14 protein-coding genes and 2 pseudogenes are annotated in these 17,161 nt (G+C 34.7%); 12 read left to right on the plus strand and 4 right to left on the minus strand.

Annotated elements, in window-relative coordinates:
• Window positions 1-39: 39 nt before the first annotated feature.
• Window positions 40-1,623 (minus strand): bifunctional metallophosphatase/5'-nucleotidase, encoded by a 1,584-nt coding sequence (locus AC1M36_RS22745; protein ID WP_431613243.1) that lies wholly within the window; start codon window positions 1,621-1,623, stop codon window positions 40-42.
• Between the two features lie 156 nt (window positions 1,624-1,779).
• Between AC1M36_RS22745 and AC1M36_RS22750 the strand changes: the two are divergent.
• Window positions 1,780-2,261, plus strand: a pseudogene (locus AC1M36_RS22750) (coproporphyrinogen III oxidase).
• Here AC1M36_RS22750 and AC1M36_RS22755 read toward each other — a convergent pair.
• Window positions 2,258-2,557 (minus strand): hypothetical protein, encoded by a 300-nt coding sequence (locus AC1M36_RS22755; protein ID WP_336453098.1) that lies wholly within the window; start codon window positions 2,555-2,557, stop codon window positions 2,258-2,260. The pseudogene AC1M36_RS22750 and the gene AC1M36_RS22755 sit on opposite strands and share 4 nt — an antisense overlap.
• Before the next feature lie 351 nt (window positions 2,558-2,908).
• On the opposite strand from AC1M36_RS22755, the gene tkt reads away from it, so the two are divergent.
• The 5 genes from tkt to AC1M36_RS22780 all read left to right on the plus strand — a co-directional run bounded on the left by tkt (window position 2,909) and on the right by AC1M36_RS22780 (window position 9,445).
• Window positions 2,909-4,909 (plus strand): transketolase, encoded by a 2,001-nt coding sequence (gene tkt, locus AC1M36_RS22760; RefSeq protein WP_336453097.1) that lies wholly within the window; start codon window positions 2,909-2,911, stop codon window positions 4,907-4,909.
• A gap of 157 nt (window positions 4,910-5,066) precedes the next feature.
• Window positions 5,067-5,507: a sporulation inhibitor of replication protein SirA gene (sirA, locus tag AC1M36_RS22765; RefSeq protein ID WP_336453096.1), complete on the plus strand. Its 441-nt coding sequence runs from the start codon at window positions 5,067-5,069 to the stop codon at window positions 5,505-5,507.
• 78 nt (window positions 5,508-5,585) lie between these two features.
• The gene (locus tag AC1M36_RS22770; protein ID WP_003199214.1) at window positions 5,586-5,807 is read left to right on the plus strand and encodes a YneF family protein; all 222 of its coding nucleotides are present in this window, start codon (window positions 5,586-5,588) and stop codon (window positions 5,805-5,807) included.
• 123 nt (window positions 5,808-5,930) lie between these two features.
• Window positions 5,931-7,682, plus strand: a complete 1,752-nt coding sequence (locus AC1M36_RS22775; protein ID WP_336453095.1) for an ABC transporter transmembrane domain-containing protein — start codon at window positions 5,931-5,933, stop codon at window positions 7,680-7,682.
• Window positions 7,682-9,445: an ABC transporter ATP-binding protein gene (locus AC1M36_RS22780; protein ID WP_336453094.1), complete on the plus strand. Its 1,764-nt coding sequence runs from the start codon at window positions 7,682-7,684 to the stop codon at window positions 9,443-9,445. Before AC1M36_RS22775 ends, AC1M36_RS22780 begins: the two co-directional genes overlap by 1 nt.
• A 34-nt stretch (window positions 9,446-9,479) precedes the next feature.
• On the opposite strand, the pseudogene AC1M36_RS22785 reads toward AC1M36_RS22780, so the two are convergent.
• A pseudogene (locus AC1M36_RS22785) lies at window positions 9,480-9,998 on the minus strand (YxiF family protein).
• Between the two features lie 373 nt (window positions 9,999-10,371).
• On the opposite strand from AC1M36_RS22785, the gene AC1M36_RS22790 reads away from it, so the two are divergent.
• The 6 genes from AC1M36_RS22790 (at window position 10,372) to AC1M36_RS22815 (ending at window position 16,580) form a co-directional block, all read left to right on the plus strand.
• Window positions 10,372-11,979: an esterase/lipase family protein gene (locus tag AC1M36_RS22790; RefSeq protein ID WP_479846224.1), complete on the plus strand. Its 1,608-nt coding sequence runs from the start codon at window positions 10,372-10,374 to the stop codon at window positions 11,977-11,979.
• A gap of 618 nt (window positions 11,980-12,597) precedes the next feature.
• Window positions 12,598-13,641, plus strand: coding sequence for an NERD domain-containing protein (locus tag AC1M36_RS22795; RefSeq protein ID WP_336453092.1), 1,044 nt, complete (start codon window positions 12,598-12,600; stop codon window positions 13,639-13,641).
• A 30-nt stretch (window positions 13,642-13,671) separates the two neighbouring features.
• Window positions 13,672-14,235 carry a hypothetical protein gene (locus tag AC1M36_RS22800; protein ID WP_336453091.1) on the plus strand — a complete coding sequence of 188 codons (564 nt, stop codon included), beginning with the start codon at window positions 13,672-13,674 and terminating at the stop codon, window positions 14,233-14,235.
• A 705-nt stretch (window positions 14,236-14,940) separates the two neighbouring features.
• Entirely contained in the window at window positions 14,941-15,087 is a 147-nt protein-coding gene (locus AC1M36_RS22805; RefSeq protein WP_336453090.1) for a BC1881 family protein, read from the plus strand.
• Between the two features lie 119 nt (window positions 15,088-15,206).
• The gene (locus AC1M36_RS22810; protein WP_336453089.1) at window positions 15,207-15,962 is read left to right on the plus strand and encodes a sulfite exporter TauE/SafE family protein; all 756 of its coding nucleotides are present in this window, start codon (window positions 15,207-15,209) and stop codon (window positions 15,960-15,962) included.
• A gap of 27 nt (window positions 15,963-15,989) precedes the next feature.
• Window positions 15,990-16,580, plus strand: a complete 591-nt coding sequence (locus AC1M36_RS22815) for a DUF2238 domain-containing protein (RefSeq protein ID WP_336453088.1) — start codon at window positions 15,990-15,992, stop codon at window positions 16,578-16,580.
• A gap of 304 nt (window positions 16,581-16,884) precedes the next feature.
• Here the strand turns inward: AC1M36_RS22815 and AC1M36_RS22820 are convergent, their stop codons facing one another.
• Complete coding sequence (locus AC1M36_RS22820; RefSeq protein WP_336453087.1) at window positions 16,885-17,085, minus strand: DUF3903 domain-containing protein; 201 nt, start codon at window positions 17,083-17,085, stop codon at window positions 16,885-16,887.
• Between the last annotated feature and the right edge of the window lie 76 nt (window positions 17,086-17,161).

Consider the following 17,161-nt stretch of genomic DNA (forward strand, 5'->3'; position numbering starts at 1 on the left):
TGGGCGAAGCCCATCTTTTTTTGATTTTAGTAGAATTGTTTATTTGATAACTTTCCAATTACGGTTGATTGTCGCTTCAATTGTTCCCCGTTCTAATATGTAATTCGCAATAAGTTCAGACATATCAATTGGTATGTCTTTTATGATGGGTTTATTTTGGTACATAGAATAATTTCCGCCACCACTTGCGCGATAATTATTCATGACTACGTCATATTCTTGATCAAGGTGAATGGGAGATCCATCATATTGTAGGGAAACGACTCTTTCACCAATGGGCTTTGAAATATTTAATGTGTACGAAATTCCTTCCCACATATCGTAATTATAATGCTGTGGTTTTGGTTCGGTATAAGCAGGATTTACAATAATATTCCCATCTGTATGTAACGTGAAATATTCAGCAGATAGCTCAAGGGCTTCTTTTATATCTTTTCCTGTAATCCTTATGACCTTTAATGTATTTGGATAAATATAATTTGAAACAATATCTCTCATTGTAATATGTTTTGGAAAGCCAGAAGATTCATTATGAAATAGGCTTGTACAAGAGATATTGACTTCAGCTACTTCCATCTGCACTTTATTTATAAATTCGATAAAAGGATGGTCTTGTAAACGTGTTTGCATCGCAGTGTGAATTTGCATGTCACCAATAATGGTGCCGATTGGTTGATCTAGCCATTGTTGCGTTTGATTTTCGTAGTTAGATACAAGTGAAAGTACTTTTTCGTCTGCTTGAACGCCTTTAACAGACAACAGTTCCGAATGACATTTTTTAATTATCCATCGATCCTTATTTTGTTCTAATTCTACCCGAACTTTTCCTAATGAATGCCCATTAGATCCGGGTTGTACAATTGTTACACCATTTACTTTCGTATTTGCAATAGAGCGATGTTGGTGACCTGTTAGTAATATATCAATACCATCTATTTCTTGACACATCGCATATCCTTGATTCTCACCAGTTAAAATTTCTGTTGGTTCTCCAGATTGTAAATCCCTTTCAAAGCCACCATGATATGCTACGATTAGTAAATGTGGTTGTTCCTGTTCACGAATGTAGGAAACACATTTTTTTGTTGACTCTAGCGCATCTTCAAATAGTAAATCTTTAATATGGTGTGGCTGCTCCCAATTCGGGATGTAATGTGTTGTAACTCCCAAGATAGCGACTTTTATATTAGGGTGTATGTGTTTAATGACATAGGGTTTGCCGAAGTAAGGATCCTTTGTATGTTTATTTAAAATATTTGCGGATAGATAAGGCATATTCGCATTTAATACAGCTTTGTTTAATACATCCATTCCATAGTTGAACTCGTGATTTCCGATAACGGCAGCATCATAACCAATGTAATTAGCGATAAGTGACATTGGGTTGTTTGTATGCGGTATATATTTAGCGTAGTGATAGGTGAATGGAGTTCCCTGTATAAAATCGCCGTTATCGATCACAATTACATGTTCGTGCTGGCTACGCTCTTGTGTGATACGTGTTGCAAGTTTGGCTAATCCTATTTCTGCATTTTCATTATTTTGATAGTGAATCGGATAGACCGTACCATGTACATCGCTTGTTAGTAGAATGTGTATATGAACAATGTTGTTCTTATTCAAGCTTATCAACCTTCTTTTTTGTTATCTTATGATAAATCATAACAGATAATATATATTTGTTTTTTATTGAATGTTTAGAAAAGCTAAAATTTATAAAGAAGAAAATGAAAGTGTTTTCGGATTATCGTATGATGACAGGAGAAGGAGGAGAATATTATGGCTTTGCAACATGAATTTGTATTTGTTTCAAATGAAAAAGGAGAGCTAAGTTCTGAAGATTTTTCTTGGCATAACAGGGAGTTTTTTATAAAGATGGATCGGTTGTTGAAGATTGTGTGATATTAAGTGATGAAATAGTTTTGTATGTGTCAGATTTTTTGCAGTGGATTCCGACTTATAATCCTTTTCGGAAAGAAAAAGGATTTGGCCTTCATTATTATGGCATTACAAAAATTGAGAATGAAGGAGCGGAAATAGCGATTGATTTATTTCGCTCATTAATCAATCTATTTTCATTGGGACCTGAAAAAGTAGAACTCACAGGCTCATTTCAATGGACGGTAGATTGTGATACGGATGGAGAGTATGAACAACTTATTTTTAATCGAGATAGTCTCTGTGCAGATTTAAAATCTTTAGTCAAACTACTTCATAAAGTGAAAGAAGGAGAAGGATATCTTTTGCATTTTGGAGTTTAATTTTTTCTAAATAAAGCTGAAATAAAAGAACTAGCATTTGCAATAAATAAAGAAATAACGGCAATAAGAAACAAGAGAATGGCCATGAAACTATATAGATATCCTAATCCTTCACTTGTTATCATTACGTCCCGATCAAAATACAGTATGCCAAACGTACTAATGGAAAGAATAAGCATGACAACACCTGGGATGTATTTGTGGTGGGATTTTAATTTGACTGAAAAGTAAATAGAAAGAGTTGAAATGAGAGTCATAACAATAATAAAGGTGTAGGAAGCTGCTTCTTCACTCATTATTTCGCCTTCTTCCGTTTTTTATTTAATCTATACGATGAAAATTAATATATATTCATTTCTATTATACATGTTGTGATTAAATGGAAAATAGAATAGGGGTTAGGAAGGTGGCTAAAAATTTTTAGTGTTCGTGCATTAAGATACAGATAATTCCCTTTATTTTTAATAAAAAAATAAAGAAAAAGTATAACATATTGAATGCCCATACATTCCGAAAATTACAGTTTTTTTTATAAAAAATCGAAAAAACATCAACATATTTGTCGATACATGTTGTATAATCTTGCGTGGGAAGATATCATATAAATGTGTAAAACGTTTACTAATATAAGCGAAGGGAAGAATAGCATGTCACATTCAATCGAACAACTTTCTATCAACACGATTCGCACATTATCCATCGATGCGATTGAAAAAGCAAACTCTGGTCACCCAGGAATGCCAATGGGTGCAGCACCAATGGCTTATACATTATGGACTCAATTTATGAAACATAATCCAAATAACCCAACGTGGTTTAACCGCGATCGTTTCGTATTATCTGCAGGTCATGGTTCAATGTTATTATACAGCCTACTTCATTTATCTGGTTACGACGTAACAATGGATGATTTAAAGAATTTCCGTCAATGGGGAAGTAAAACTCCAGGACATCCTGAGTATGGTCATACAGCAGGCGTAGATGCAACAACTGGCCCACTTGGACAAGGTATTTCAACAGCTGTAGGTATGGCAATGGCTGAGCGACATTTAGCAGCGAAATATAACCGTGATGCATACAACGTGGTTGATCATTATACATACGCAATTTGCGGTGATGGCGATTTAATGGAAGGTGTTTCTGCTGAAGCGTCTTCACTAGCAGCTCACTTAGGATTAGGTCGACTTGTTGTTTTATACGATTCTAATGATATTTCATTAGATGGTGATTTAAATCGCTCATTCTCTGAAAGTGTAGAAGATCGTTATAAAGCATATGGTTGGCAAGTAATCCGTGTTGAGGATGGAAACGATGTTGAAGCAATTGCAAAAGCAATTGAAGAAGCAAAAGCTGACGAAAAACGCCCGGCGCTAATCGAAGTAAGAACAACAATCGGTTTCGGTTCTCCAAACAAATCAGGAAAATCTGCTTCACATGGTTCTCCGCTTGGTGTAGATGAAACAAAATTAACAAAAGAAGCGTATGCTTGGACAGCTGAACAAGACTTCCATGTACCAGAAGAAGTATATGATAACTTCCGTAAAACGGTACAAGATGCTGGTGAAACAGCACAAGCTGAGTGGAACACAATGCTTGGTGAATATGCACAAGCATATCCAGAATTAGCAAATGAATTACAAGCAGCAATGAAAGGTCTTCTTCCAGAAGGTTGGGATAAAAACTTACCAACTTATGAATTAGGATCAAAAACAGCAACGCGTTCTTCTTCAGGTGCTGTAATTAATGCAATTGCTGAAGCTGTACCATCATTCTTTGGTGGATCTGCTGACCTTGCTGGTTCTAACAAAACATACATGAATAACGAAAAAGACTTCACAAGAGCTGACTACAGCGGTAAAAATATTTGGTACGGTGTACGTGAATTTGCAATGGGTGCAGCAATGAACGGTATTGCACTTCATGGCGGTTTAAAAACTTACGGTGGTACGTTCTTCGTATTCTCTGATTACTTACGCCCAGCAATCCGTTTGGCAGCATTAATGCAATTGCCTGTAACATATGTGTTTACACATGACAGTATTGCTGTTGGTGAAGATGGCCCAACACATGAACCAATCGAACAATTAGCGGCGCTTCGTGCAATGCCAAATGTATCTGTTATTCGTCCTGCTGATGGTAACGAGTCTGTTGCAGCTTGGAAATTAGCTTTAGAATCTACAAATAAACCAACTGCATTAATTTTAACTCGTCAAGATCTTCCAACATTAGAAGGCGCAAAAGACGATACGTATGAAAAAGTTGCAAAAGGTGCGTATGTAATTTCTGCAAGCAAAAAAGAAACTGCTGATGTAATCTTACTTGCAACTGGTTCTGAGGTAAGCTTAGCAGTTGAAGCACAAAAAGTATTAGCAGCAGATGGAGTTGACGCAGCTGTTGTCAGCATGCCATCTATGGATCGCTTTGAAGCACAATCTTCTGAGTACAAAGAATCTGTATTACCAAAAGCAGTAACAAAACGTTTCGCAATCGAAATGGGTGCTACTTTCGGATGGCATCGCTATGTTGGTCTTGAAGGAGATGTATTAGGTATCGATACATTCGGTGCTTCTGCTCCTGGTGAAAAGATCATGGAAGAGTATGGATTTACTGTAGAAAATGTTGTTCGTAAAGTAAAAGAAATGCTTTAATGATTTGTGAAAAATCTCTCCGGCATGGAGAGATTTTTCTATGTAAATGAGTTTATTCGACAGAAAAAGTTTTTTCTTTCTCCGCAGTCAGACAATCATTGCACATTTTCTTCTATATAATGTAGAGAAAAAGGTTGTCCAGAGCGGGAGGGAAAGCATGAAAACGTATGAATTGTATTTAATTCAAGAAGATATTGCGAAGGCATACTTTGGTCGTGAGTATTTGTTTTTCGATTTATTTGCTCGATTTTCAGAATCTGGTTCCCTTTCGGAAAAGAAAGTGTTATATAAGCAGATGATGTATATTACGATGCCATTACAAGTAATGAAAATTCACCATAAATTAGAACAAGTTTTACGCGGCTTTGGGAAGTATGATCGAACACATCATACACACATGCTTTATACTGGGGCAGAATATGGCGAAATAACGGTGAAATCACAATATATTCAAATGAGTACATCTGGAAATGTATCGATGGAAACGACTTTCTTTGAAGTACTTAGGAAATGCGAATTGACATTTTTAGCAATGGATTATGAAAATAAAAAGTATGGCTGGCTCAATCCTCTGAAACAAGCACGAACATATGTGTAAAAAATGTCGAATACAATCTTGTCTTATTGAAAAGGTTTTAGTACACTGTAAGGTAGACAACATGAAGGAGGAAAATATATGTCAATTTGGGTAGTTGTTCTAGTGGGCGTATTAGCACTAGTAGCAGGCGTGGCGTTAGGATTTTTCATCGCCCGCAAATATATGATGAATTACTTGCAAAAAAATCCACCAATCAATGAGCAAATGTTAAAAATGATGATGATGCAAATGGGACAAAAACCATCCCAAAAGAAAATCAATCAAATGATGAGCGCAATGAACAAACAACAAATGAAATAAGCGCCAAAGGGCACTCGCTGAGAGTGTCCTTTCCTTTTGGAAAACTTTAGTGTTTAAAACTTTTAAAAATTCTGTATTTTTGATAAACTGAAAACATCGCTCATTTCAAGGGAGGGGGATATAATGAAGGTATTTTTTAATTTAGCTTGGTTTTTTAAACAAGAAAAACGGGCGTACATAACGGGAATTATTTTGTTATTTGGTGTAGCACTTCTTGAACTTGTTGCACCAAAAGTAATTGGAATTGTCGTAGACGAAATTAACAACCAAACGCTAACATCTGAAAAGCTGTTACAGTGGGTTGTTCTTTTAGTGGTTGTCGGGATTACAATGTATATACTACGTTACATATGGCGTATTATGATTTTTGGGTCTTCTTTAAAGCTCGCGCGTCAATTACGAAAGAAGTTATATGAACATTTTACAAATATGAGTCCATCTTTTTATCAATCACATCGTACAGGGGACTTAATGGCACATGCAACGAATGATATTCAAGCAATTCAACAAACTGCTGGAGCGGGTGTTTTGACGCTTGTTGATTCGTTAGCCGTAGGTGGATGTGTACTCTTGGCTATGGGGTTTACAATTAGTTGGAAGTTAACGTTATTAAGCCTAATCCCAATGCCGATTGTAGCGTTCTCGACTAATTATTATGGTACTTTACTGCACAAACGTTTTCATAAAGCACAGCAAGCGTTTTCTGAAATCAACGATAAAGTACAAGAAAGTATGAGTGGGATGAAAGTAATCCGCTCACTCGGTCAAGAAAAGGAAGATTTACAAGCATTTCGAAAGAAGTCAGAAGATGTGGTCCATAAAAATATGTTAGTTGCTCGCATCGATTCATTATTTGATCCAACAATTTCTCTTATTGTCGGTTTTTCATTCCTAATTGCTGTATGTTATGGCTCGTTATTAGTTGTTCGTGGTGAACTTACGGTGGGTGAGTTAATTACATTTACAACATATTTAGGGACGCTCGTTTGGCCGATGCTTGCATTTGGTTGGTTATTTAATATTATGGAACGTGGTCGTGCTTCGTATGATCGTGTGGAAAAAATATTATCGCAAACTTCAGATGTTGTGAATAAGGAGAGTGCGGTACATAATGTAGCAAGCGGTGATATTACGTTTGCAATTGATACATTTTCTTATAAGAAAAATGAAACACTTAATTTAGAAGATATTCATTTTACCCTGAATAAAGGTGAAACATTAGGTATTGTTGGCCGCACAGGTGCAGGGAAAACGACTTTGTTAAAATGTTTAATCAGGGAATATGATCATTTTAATGGAGCACTGCAAGTTGGAGGAAAAGATATTCGTGATATGACGCTTCATGGCATTCGATCTGCTATTTCGTATGTTCCTCAAGACCATTTCTTATTTTCAGCAAGTATAGGTGAAAATATTGCATTTGGAAAGACCGATGCTACATATAAAGAAATTGCACGTGCTGCTGATATAGCTTGTATTCATGATGATATTGTTCAATTTCCAGAAGGGTATGATACGGTAGTAGGCGAACGAGGGGTATCATTATCAGGTGGACAAAAACAACGGATTTCTATCGCGCGTGCATTACTAACGAATGCTGAAATTTTAATTTTAGACGATTGTTTATCCGCAGTCGATGCAAAGACAGAGGAAACGATTTTAACAGCGCTGAAACGAGAAAGAGAGCAAAAAACAACGATTATTACAGCGCATAGATTAAGTGCAATCCAACATGCAAATCTTATTCTTGTTGTTGATGAAGGGAAAATTGTAGAGCGTGGTACACATGAACAACTAATGGGGCAAGAAGGTTGGTATAAAGAGATGTATGAAAGCCAGCAGTTAGAAGCGTTAGTTGAGAAGGGAGGCATATAATGGCTGAGAAAAAAAGAAGCGATTTATGGCGATTACTTTCTTATATGAAACCATATAAAGGTTTATTGTCTCTGGCATTTCTATTTTTAGTTGGGGCAACTGTTACAGAAATGATGGGACCGTTTTTAATTAAACAGTTTCTGGATGAACATTTAGTTCCGCGTGACTTTGAGCAGTCAGCGCTTGTAACCCTATTTGTTGTATATATGATTGCTCATTTATTAAAGGTTGTATTTACGTATTTAAATTTACTATATTTCCAAAACATTGCTTTCAAAATTGTGCAAGATATGCGAGTTGAAGTGTATGAACATGTACAAAGGTTATCATTAAGCTTTTTTGACCGTACACCAATTGGTACTCTTGTTTCTCGTATAACAAATGACACAGAAGCAATTAAAGATTTTTATGTAAGCGTGTTATCGACCTTTGTAAAAAATGTTGTGTTTTTAATCGGGATTTTAGTGGCAATGTTTTTACTTGATGTGAAGCTTGCTTTATGTTCTCTTATATTAATTCCAATTATGTTTACAATTATGGCGATGTATCGTAAGAAAAGCTCTGTTTTTTATTTGGAACTTCGGAATCAATTAAGCATTTTAAATGCGAAGCTCAATGAATCGATTCAAGGGATGAATATTGTGCAAGTGTTTCGCCAAGAAAAGCGGATGCGAAAAGAATTTGAAGAAGTGAACGATAAGCATTACGGTGCTGGGCGTCGTACGTTAAAATTAGATGCGTTATTTTTACGTCCAGCAACAGATCTTGTTCATATTATGGCTATCGCTTTCGTGCTTGCATTATTTGGTATTAACGCCTTAAATAGTCCAGTTGAAGTCGGTGTATTATATGCTTTTGTTAATTATATTCATCGCTTTTTCCAACCTGTAAATGAAATGATGATGAAGCTCTCTTTCTTCCAGCAAGCCCTTGTTTCTTCATCACGTGTTTTTCATTTGATGGATGAAAAAGATTTAGCGCCTGTTCAACAAGGAGTTGGAGAGCCGAAAGTACATGAAGGAGAAATTGAATTTAAAAATGTTACATTTTCATATGATGGAAAACGTAATGTTTTAAAAAATGTATCTTTCCATGTGAAACCTGGGCAAACAGTAGCTTTTGTTGGGCATACTGGAAGCGGGAAAAGTACAATTATGAACTTATTGATGCGTTTTTATGATATTAAATCGGGTAATATTTTAATAGACAGTGTAAACTTAGAAGAATTTGAAGAGCAGGAAATTCGAAAGAGAATGGGACTTGTACTTCAAGATGCATTCTTATTTGCTGGAAATGTAAAACAAAACATTCGTATGTATAATGAAAGCATTACCGATGAAGAAGTAGAAGAAGCAGCACGATTTGTGCAAGCGAATACGTTTATTGAAAAGCTACCAGAGCAGTATGATACAGAAGTAGTAGAACGTGGAGCTGCATTCTCAAGTGGACAAAGGCAGCTCATTGCTTTTGCGAGAACAATTGCGACGAATCCGAAAGTGTTAGTATTAGATGAAGCAACAGCAAATATTGATACAGAAACAGAAGAAGCCATTCAAACAGCACTGCAGCGCATGCGAAAAGGGAGAACAACAATTGCGATTGCGCACCGTTTATCTACTATTCAAGAGTCTGATCAAATCTTTGTAATGCATGATGGTGAAATCGTAGAGAGAGGCACACATCAAGAATTACTGAGTAAGCAAGGATTGTATTACAATATGTATTTACTTCAGAATAAAGGAAGCCTTCAGAAAGCCTTGTAGTATTGAGGTTTTGAAGGCCTCTTTTTTTATTTTTTTAAAATGCCTCTATCTCTGTAATTTCTGTTACACCCCACATACTGAATTCGTAGTGATACTCTGTTCGCTCAATACATACACCAAATTCTAAATTATCTCCGACTAATATAAAATCTCCATAGCCATTTAGGAAATTTGTAATGATTGATATTTATGCTAAGTTTTGGAATAGTTCGTTTATATCCAGGTTAATAGCTTCAATTCCATGTTCTCTAAAGAAAAATAATCTACCTTGATTAGCTGGGAATTTGATGATTTTAGCTACTTCTGCTAATAAATCTAACGATAACTTTCTGTTTTCTTCATAATTCGTATTTCCAAAAATTGTTTTATCTGACAAGTTGTCTAACTTACTAAATAATTCTTTACAAAAAATAGAGTTAGCTTCCGGATCCATAAATGAATCTATAGAAATAGGAATGAATTTAGAGACTTCGTCTATAAGGTCTTTTCTTTGCGTGTTTCTCCAAAGTTTTCTTCTCAGTACTTCAATCCTTTGTTTTCTTGCATTACTCAATTTTTTCACCTCTTTTTAAATGATTTTATTTCTTATTGAATCTAATAGAATTTTTAAGAGAATCTCCAGCATACTGATTATAACTTCTTTTTCTAGTAGTACTTTTTAATTCATATTAATATCGATAAAATCTGTGAGTTTTTGTTGAGAAACATTTGTACTATGGATGAATGAAAGGAATTAAGGCGCATAGGAAGAATATCGTTTATAAAGAATAAGGCGATGCGGTCAAACTATCCTACTCATTAATTGAATAAATATGACCCTTAGAAATTTTAGAAGAATATGAGACTTGGAAATTATAGCAGTTATTGTAATAGTATAGCAACCTATAAACTCTGCGTCATCTTTTAAAAAAAGGAGGGTATTTATTATGCAAGCGTCGTTTAAAAGATGTATGGTATTGATTGCTGCCTTCATTTTACTAATTACTTCTTTTAGTGGAATTACAACTGCTGAGACAAATATTAAGCCAATTTATAGTGGGATGCTTCCACCAAAAGAAGCATTTAATCCAGGAGATTGGTTTTTAGGTGAGAAGCCTTTAAATTATGATGAAAATAGGCCACCGATTGTTTTTGTACAAGGGAGAAATGGAAGTGCAGATAGTTGGTATGGAAAAACAGTTTATCACGATGTAAACGACATGTATGATTATGCTTATCGTGCGGGATATCAAACTGTGTTTGTTCAACTATACGATGCAGCTGGAAAGGGATCTGCTAGTCAGTGGGACAATGGTAAATTGTTGGCTGCAAAGTTAGAGGAGATTTATAATCATTTTGGTAAAAAAGTGAATATTGTGGCTCACAGTAAAGGTGGAATTGATACCCAAGCAGCGCTCGTTCAATACGGTGCGAATCGTTTTGTAGGAAAAGTTATTACACTAGCTTCGCCACATTATGGGTCAAATTTAGCAGACTTATCCTATAGTTGGTGGGCGGGATGGCTGGCTTCATTACTCGGACAAAGAGACGATGGCACGTATTCTTTACAAACAGGTGAAATGGCACAATTTCGTTCTGTAATAGATAACAATCCGAACGCTAAATTAAATCGTTACTATACAGTTGCAGGTACAAGCTGGGGGCCGATTTTCTCTGCTTTATCTTTAGGTGGGTTATATCTTTCCGCGTATGGCTCTAATGATGGTTTAGTAAATGAATGGAGTACAAAATTACCGTATGGAACACATTTATTTACCGATTCTAGATTTGATCATGATAATATAAGAAAAGGGTCAGCTGTCTTTTCTCGAATTGAATCGTATTTACGTACTTCTACTGCTACATCCGTTCCTTCTTATACTTTAAATCATAATAGGGAATTTGTTGATAATTTAAATACTACATCTAATCAAACCATTTTAGGTGGAGAACTGGAGCCGAATAAATGGATTGATCAAACGATTGCGATAGATGCAAAAACGGAAGGCGTTATCTCTGTGTTAACAGCATCTTCAGAAGTGAAAATACAACTTATTTCTCCGTCGGGCAAAGTATATATGAATGAAGATAGTAAGTTTACGGTAGGAGATGAAACTTCCTATTTTGAGGGGGCGTCCATTCGAACATTTAAAATTAATCAAATGGAAATCGGGGAATGGCATGTTAAAATAATGACAGCACATGAAAAAGATGCATATATGGTTGTTAGTGATTACAAACAAGAAGCACCGTTTACTTTGAAAATGCCAGGGAAAATTAAAGCTAATAAGGCTGAATTTCAATTGAAATCATCTACTAAAGAATCAATAAAACAAGAGAATCTTTCTCTCAATGTACGAGTTGTTGATCGAGAAGGGAATTTAGTATCCCAATCGAATCAGCTGCAAAAGTTAGATGAAAATACATTCACAGGCTCTTTGTATCATATTGAAAAATCAGGTGTATATAATGTGACGATTGATATTAAAGGTATTAACCCAGAAGGGAAAGCTTACACTCGTACGATTGTGCGTTCTGTGTATATTGAAAAATAAACTGTATTTGCAAAAACAGTATGTTTTAAGGCTTGTTATATGCTGCTATTCTTTTTAAAAAGGTGTGGAGATAATGGTAAGAAGACTGTAAACGCTTTGGTCTAAGTACAGCGTAACAAAGGTTTATGAAAAATCTCCTACAGGATGGGATGTTTTTACTTTATAATAGAAGAAGCTTTCGGAAACTCTTGTAATATTGAGGTTTCGAGGGCTTCTTTTTTTATGATTGATTTTTTTTAAGTTGTTGACTCCTTCTTTTCTCTTATTTATTACAGTGTCATTAAGTATTGTAATCCCTAGAATAATTGGATAACATTTTCTTTCTTCAAATTTATATAGATAAATGGTGGGAAAGGCTATGAATTATTACACCATTAATATTTAATGTAATTTCTTCTTCAATTAGTTCGTCAATTCTTTCTACACAGGCTAAATATTTTGTATACTTTCCTCCTGTCGTGAATCATCTGAAGGATAACTTGTTCATTTTTTATAGTAAATAAAGTATGCAAAATATATCCAAATTTACAGAGCGTTATTATAATACGTAGTATAATGGATTAAAAATGATATTAAAAGTTTAGATAATATTTGATTAAGCCATAAAGGAGAAAAAAGATGGAATACGTACTTATATGTGTCATTTTAGCATTATTAGCCGGAGTGTTTGTATTGTTTTATAAAAACAAACAACTAGAATCAGAGAACCAACAAGTAGAATTTGAAAAGACAAAGTCCATAGAACACTATCAAAGTGAGATGGCTGCAACTGTAGCGGATTATGAAGAAAAGCAGGAGACATTAAAAAACATAGAGCGTAAAAAATACAATAATTTAAAAGAGAGTGCAGCTAGAGAAGTAGAGAACATGAGAATGATGAAAAATCAATTAGCGGTGCAACATAATAAAGAACGCAGTGAAATGCAACAGAAATATAACAACGAGATACATGTGCTGCAAAATCTAATTACAGAGTTACGAACGTATGCTAAAAATAGTGAGGAAATGAATACGCATGAAATATTACATTATATGAAACGAGGTTTTGTTCAGCAAGGAATCATAACTGAAGATGAATTACATATTATCCCAAGTGTATTTCTTCCCCAGATAAAGAGTAGAAACGGGAATAAAATGGAGTATGCTCGAGTTGATCATATATTGTTATCGATAACAGGAATATATGTAATTGAGACTACAGAGTGGCAAGGAAGAATGATTCACGGATTGACGAAAGAAAATGCAGGGATATATTCATTTATGATTGATGAGATTGGTATGTATCAAAATGATTATGAGAAGGAAGAGACATTTGTTTTTATAAAAAAGGGAGATTCAATGACTCTAACGGTAGAAAACATAGAGAATCCTGCTTATAAAGCAAGATATCTTTCAACAATTTTATATGATTATTTGAAAAAGGTTAATCCTCAAACGCTAAAAGAAGAAGTGAAGCCGATGGTTTATTTCGGAAATGAGACAAGTGGAAGTGGAAATGAAATAATCGATCTTTCCAATGAAGTACTGCCAAGATTGAAGGACAGAGAGCAACTGGTTACGTATTTTAGAAATGAAAGATTGGAAGGGAAAGTACGATATACAGTGCAAGAGTTACAAGGGATAAAAGAAATGCTTGAATGTATAGAAGAAGTGAAGTTGTAAAAAATCTGATGGGATAAAGGTGATTTTTCATTGGGGACGTATAGAGATACTTTATTGTGGGGAACATTGTATGTTTATATCTTTTTATATTTGTTTATATATATCGTTTTCATATTCATCATTAGCATGGCTCATTCGTCTTATACTATTGTGAGTGTTTTAGCGGTATCACTTCCTTTTATTTTTTTACTAACCCTTCAGCGAATTGTTTTATATTTCTCTAGTGGTAATAATAAGGGGAAATGTAAAGGGATTACAATTGTAGGAACAGTATTCTTTAGTATTTGTATTGTACAACTAGGTGTAAATGAGTATAATTCAAAGTTTCACACAGATAGATGGCTAAAAGATGAAGGGAAACGTGTATATATGGTAGATGATCTTCTAGCTAAACATAAACTAGTAGGAAAACCTAAGAAAGAGATTATACAATTGTTAGGAAAACCAAGTGAAACAGGGCGTTTGAAGGAAATGAATCAAGCGGTGTATTACCTTGGAGATGAAAGAGGGTTTATTTCGATAGATAGTGAATGGCTCATTCTTCAATTTGACAATGATAATAAGGTAGTAGAGTATAAGGTATATAAAGATTGAAATAAAAAAAAACAGGAGACCGTTATGAGTTATGGTCTTCTGTTTTTTTGTAGTCTATGTAAAAATAAGTAAAATAATAGAAATTTCTGTCTATACGAATTGGAGAAATTTCGTTATACTTTAAACTAGTTTAGTAATCTAGAAGTTTATGGGCAGTAAGACCTCCACCTTAAAATTCAGTAAAAGCTAAGAAGTTAGATGGGAAATCAACTGCACGTAAAAATCTGATTGATGAGGGATGAAGAAAAAAACACTGATTAAAGTTTCACCTTATTGGTCAGCGGGATGCTATAAAGTTAAAATTTTATAAAAAGAAATGGAAAACAATATATAATTAATTTATTGAATATAAGGATAAAACAAAAGGGGGTGTACATATGGAAGATTTACAAACACTCGGTTCATTTTTTTTAGGCCTAGGTACAATGTTCGCAGGATTAGGGGTACTGCTTGCAGGTATTGGTGTGTATACAAAATTTTCACGTGAATCAAAATGATGAAAGCATCCGTACAGGATGCTTTTTTTCAATATGCTACAAAAAGGAATCGTATATTCTTTATGGAATAAGGAATGAAAATGGCAGGTGAAGTGTATATATAGATGCATTGGAAGAATTTCATAATTTTACATCCCAGTTCCATGACGAAATATTACTGATAAAAGGTAGGAGTTTTAAGTAATAAGAATGAAAAGGAGGTAAGACGGTGAAGAAAATACCGACTGAGGTCCTGAGTAAGGAATTGATGGAAAGAGAAGGGGTTATATCTATTACAGTTAAAGAATTTGAGAAAATTGAAGTAGGTGGAGTAGTGGTATCTGGACCAGCTATAATTTTAATTAATCAAGATTAACTGAGTATAGTACATATGATGAATATAGAAAAATAATAAAAGCATCCTGTGTGGATGCTTTTTTATTTGCTTAAAAAAAGAAATATATTGGATAATAGAGCTATTGGAGGGGAAAGAAAGTGGCTATTATTATTACAATGTTTCTAATGGGTGTTTTATTAGGTTTTGTTGGGGCAGGCGGAGCAGGCTTTATTATTGCCGTGCTCACACTCGTATTTCATGTGCCGATTCATATAGCGGTTGCAACATCATTAACAGCAATGGCATTTACCACACTTTCTGGAGTTATAAGTCATTACCGAGAAAGAAATGTTGTCGTGAGAATTGGCTGTATTGTAGGGGGATGTGGTGCAATTGGATCATATATTGGATCTAAACTTGGTGCTGTGATTCCTGCGCATCTTCTTCATTGGTTTACAGCTGGAATGCTATTTTTATCAGCAATATTCATGTTAATTCGTTTGTTTTTTGTGCAAAATCATAGGGAGTTGTCTGCTGGTTTGTCGGATCAGTTAACGCCATCTGTACTAGGGAAAGGTGCTCTGTTAGGAGTTGTAACTGGGATGTTAGCAGGAGCATTTGGAATTGGTTCAGCACCTTTTATTCAGATAGGGTTAATGGTATTACTTGGTTTATCAATTCGTCAATCTGTAGGGACTACAATGCTTGTTATTTTACCAATTGCAATTGGTGGAGGAATTGGATATACTTCGGCAGGATATTTAGATTACATGTTATTAGTGCAAGTATTAGCTGGAACAATGCTCGGAGCATATATAGGGGCGAGGTTTACTAATTATGCTCCTCGTATTATTTTGAAGTTTTCGATGATTATGACACCTGTTTTAGCTGGATGTATGTTATTAATGGAATAAGAAATAGAATTCTGGGGGGAGAGAGGTGTGACTGTTCATTTTCATAAATTGTTATGTGTAAGTTTCTGGATTGCATTACTTATATCGGGAATATATCCAAAAGATCTTTTTACATGGTTTTTAGAAGTTGTACCTGCAATTATTTTAGTACTCATTTTAATGATTACATATCGACGGTTTCGATTTACAACGATCACATATGTATGGGTTTTTATTCATATGTTAATATTGCTCATTGGAGGACATTATACATACGCAGAAGTACCGCTATTCAATTATTTTCGTGATGCTTTTGATTTAGAAAGAAATTACTACGATCGTGTTGGACATTTTATGCAAGGATTCGTGCCGGCATTATTAACAAGGGAAGTGCTTATAAAGGTAGTTGAAATTCAAAAAAAAGGATGGCTAGAACTACTTGTAATATCAGTTTGTTTAGCATTTAGTGCGTTATATGAGTTGCTAGAGTTTACGGTTGCAAAACTAACAGGGACAGGGGCGGAAGCGTTTCTTGGAACGCAAGGAGATGTTTGGGATACGCAATGGGATATGACACTTGCATTAATTGGAGCAATGTTGGCAATGAGCTTATTTCGTAATGTTAAAAATATAAAATGATATATTAATATGTTTTACGTATGAATTATGTAAGTAATTCATATTTCCCATATAAAAGGATTTACTATAATATAATGAGTGTAACGTTCGAGTATTCGACGTACTACTAGTATTATATCCCTATCCCTTTTCTAAAAATGCGAACAAGTTTTGCCCTATTCTATTCAATATTAATTGTATAGAAATATATTGTTCGATGTCCATTATGGAACGTACATAATGGAGAAATCCCGATCCTTAAAGAGGATGCCCCTAATCTTCATGTGAAAATATGATCGGATGAAGAAAGCTGACCAATGTATGGTCAGCTTTCTTTTTTGTGTAAAAACAATTCTTCGGTAATTTCGGTTTGTAATAGCAGTGTTCTTCCAAAGCGGCGTTTGCATTCATCTCTTACTTTTTGAATGGCAAGTGCATGAGAAGTGGCAGACACGGTGACAGTTGCTTGGCGAGATTTTCGATTTTCTTCACAAAAGACACATTCTACAACATATTTAGAAATCATCTTCTCATCCTTCCGACTGAATTTCTACGAATGAGTTGTCGTTGAAGTTGATATAATCTTTCGTTACAAATTCAGC

Source organism: Bacillus sp. Medicinal_06, assembly GCF_056711665.1.

What these genes read in the sequence shown, in the direction of transcription:
- AC1M36_RS22755 (WP_336453098.1), bottom strand. Translation starts at nt 2,557, where the DNA reads ATGAGTGAAGAAGCAGCTTCCTACACCTTTATTATTGTTATGACTCTC.
- tkt (WP_336453097.1), top strand. Translation starts at nt 2,909, where the DNA reads ATGTCACATTCAATCGAACAACTTTCTATCAACACGATTCGCACATTA.
- sirA (WP_336453096.1), top strand. Translation starts at nt 5,067, where the DNA reads ATGAAAACGTATGAATTGTATTTAATTCAAGAAGATATTGCGAAGGCA.
- AC1M36_RS22770 (WP_003199214.1), top strand. Translation starts at nt 5,586, where the DNA reads ATGTCAATTTGGGTAGTTGTTCTAGTGGGCGTATTAGCACTAGTAGCA.
- AC1M36_RS22775 (WP_336453095.1), top strand. Translation starts at nt 5,931, where the DNA reads ATGAAGGTATTTTTTAATTTAGCTTGGTTTTTTAAACAAGAAAAACGG.
- AC1M36_RS22780 (WP_336453094.1), top strand. Translation starts at nt 7,682, where the DNA reads ATGGCTGAGAAAAAAAGAAGCGATTTATGGCGATTACTTTCTTATATG.
- AC1M36_RS22790 (WP_479846224.1), top strand. Translation starts at nt 10,372, where the DNA reads ATGCAAGCGTCGTTTAAAAGATGTATGGTATTGATTGCTGCCTTCATT.
- AC1M36_RS22795 (WP_336453092.1), top strand. Translation starts at nt 12,598, where the DNA reads ATGGAATACGTACTTATATGTGTCATTTTAGCATTATTAGCCGGAGTG.
- AC1M36_RS22820 (WP_336453087.1), bottom strand. Translation starts at nt 17,085, where the DNA reads ATGATTTCTAAATATGTTGTAGAATGTGTCTTTTGTGAAGAAAATCGA.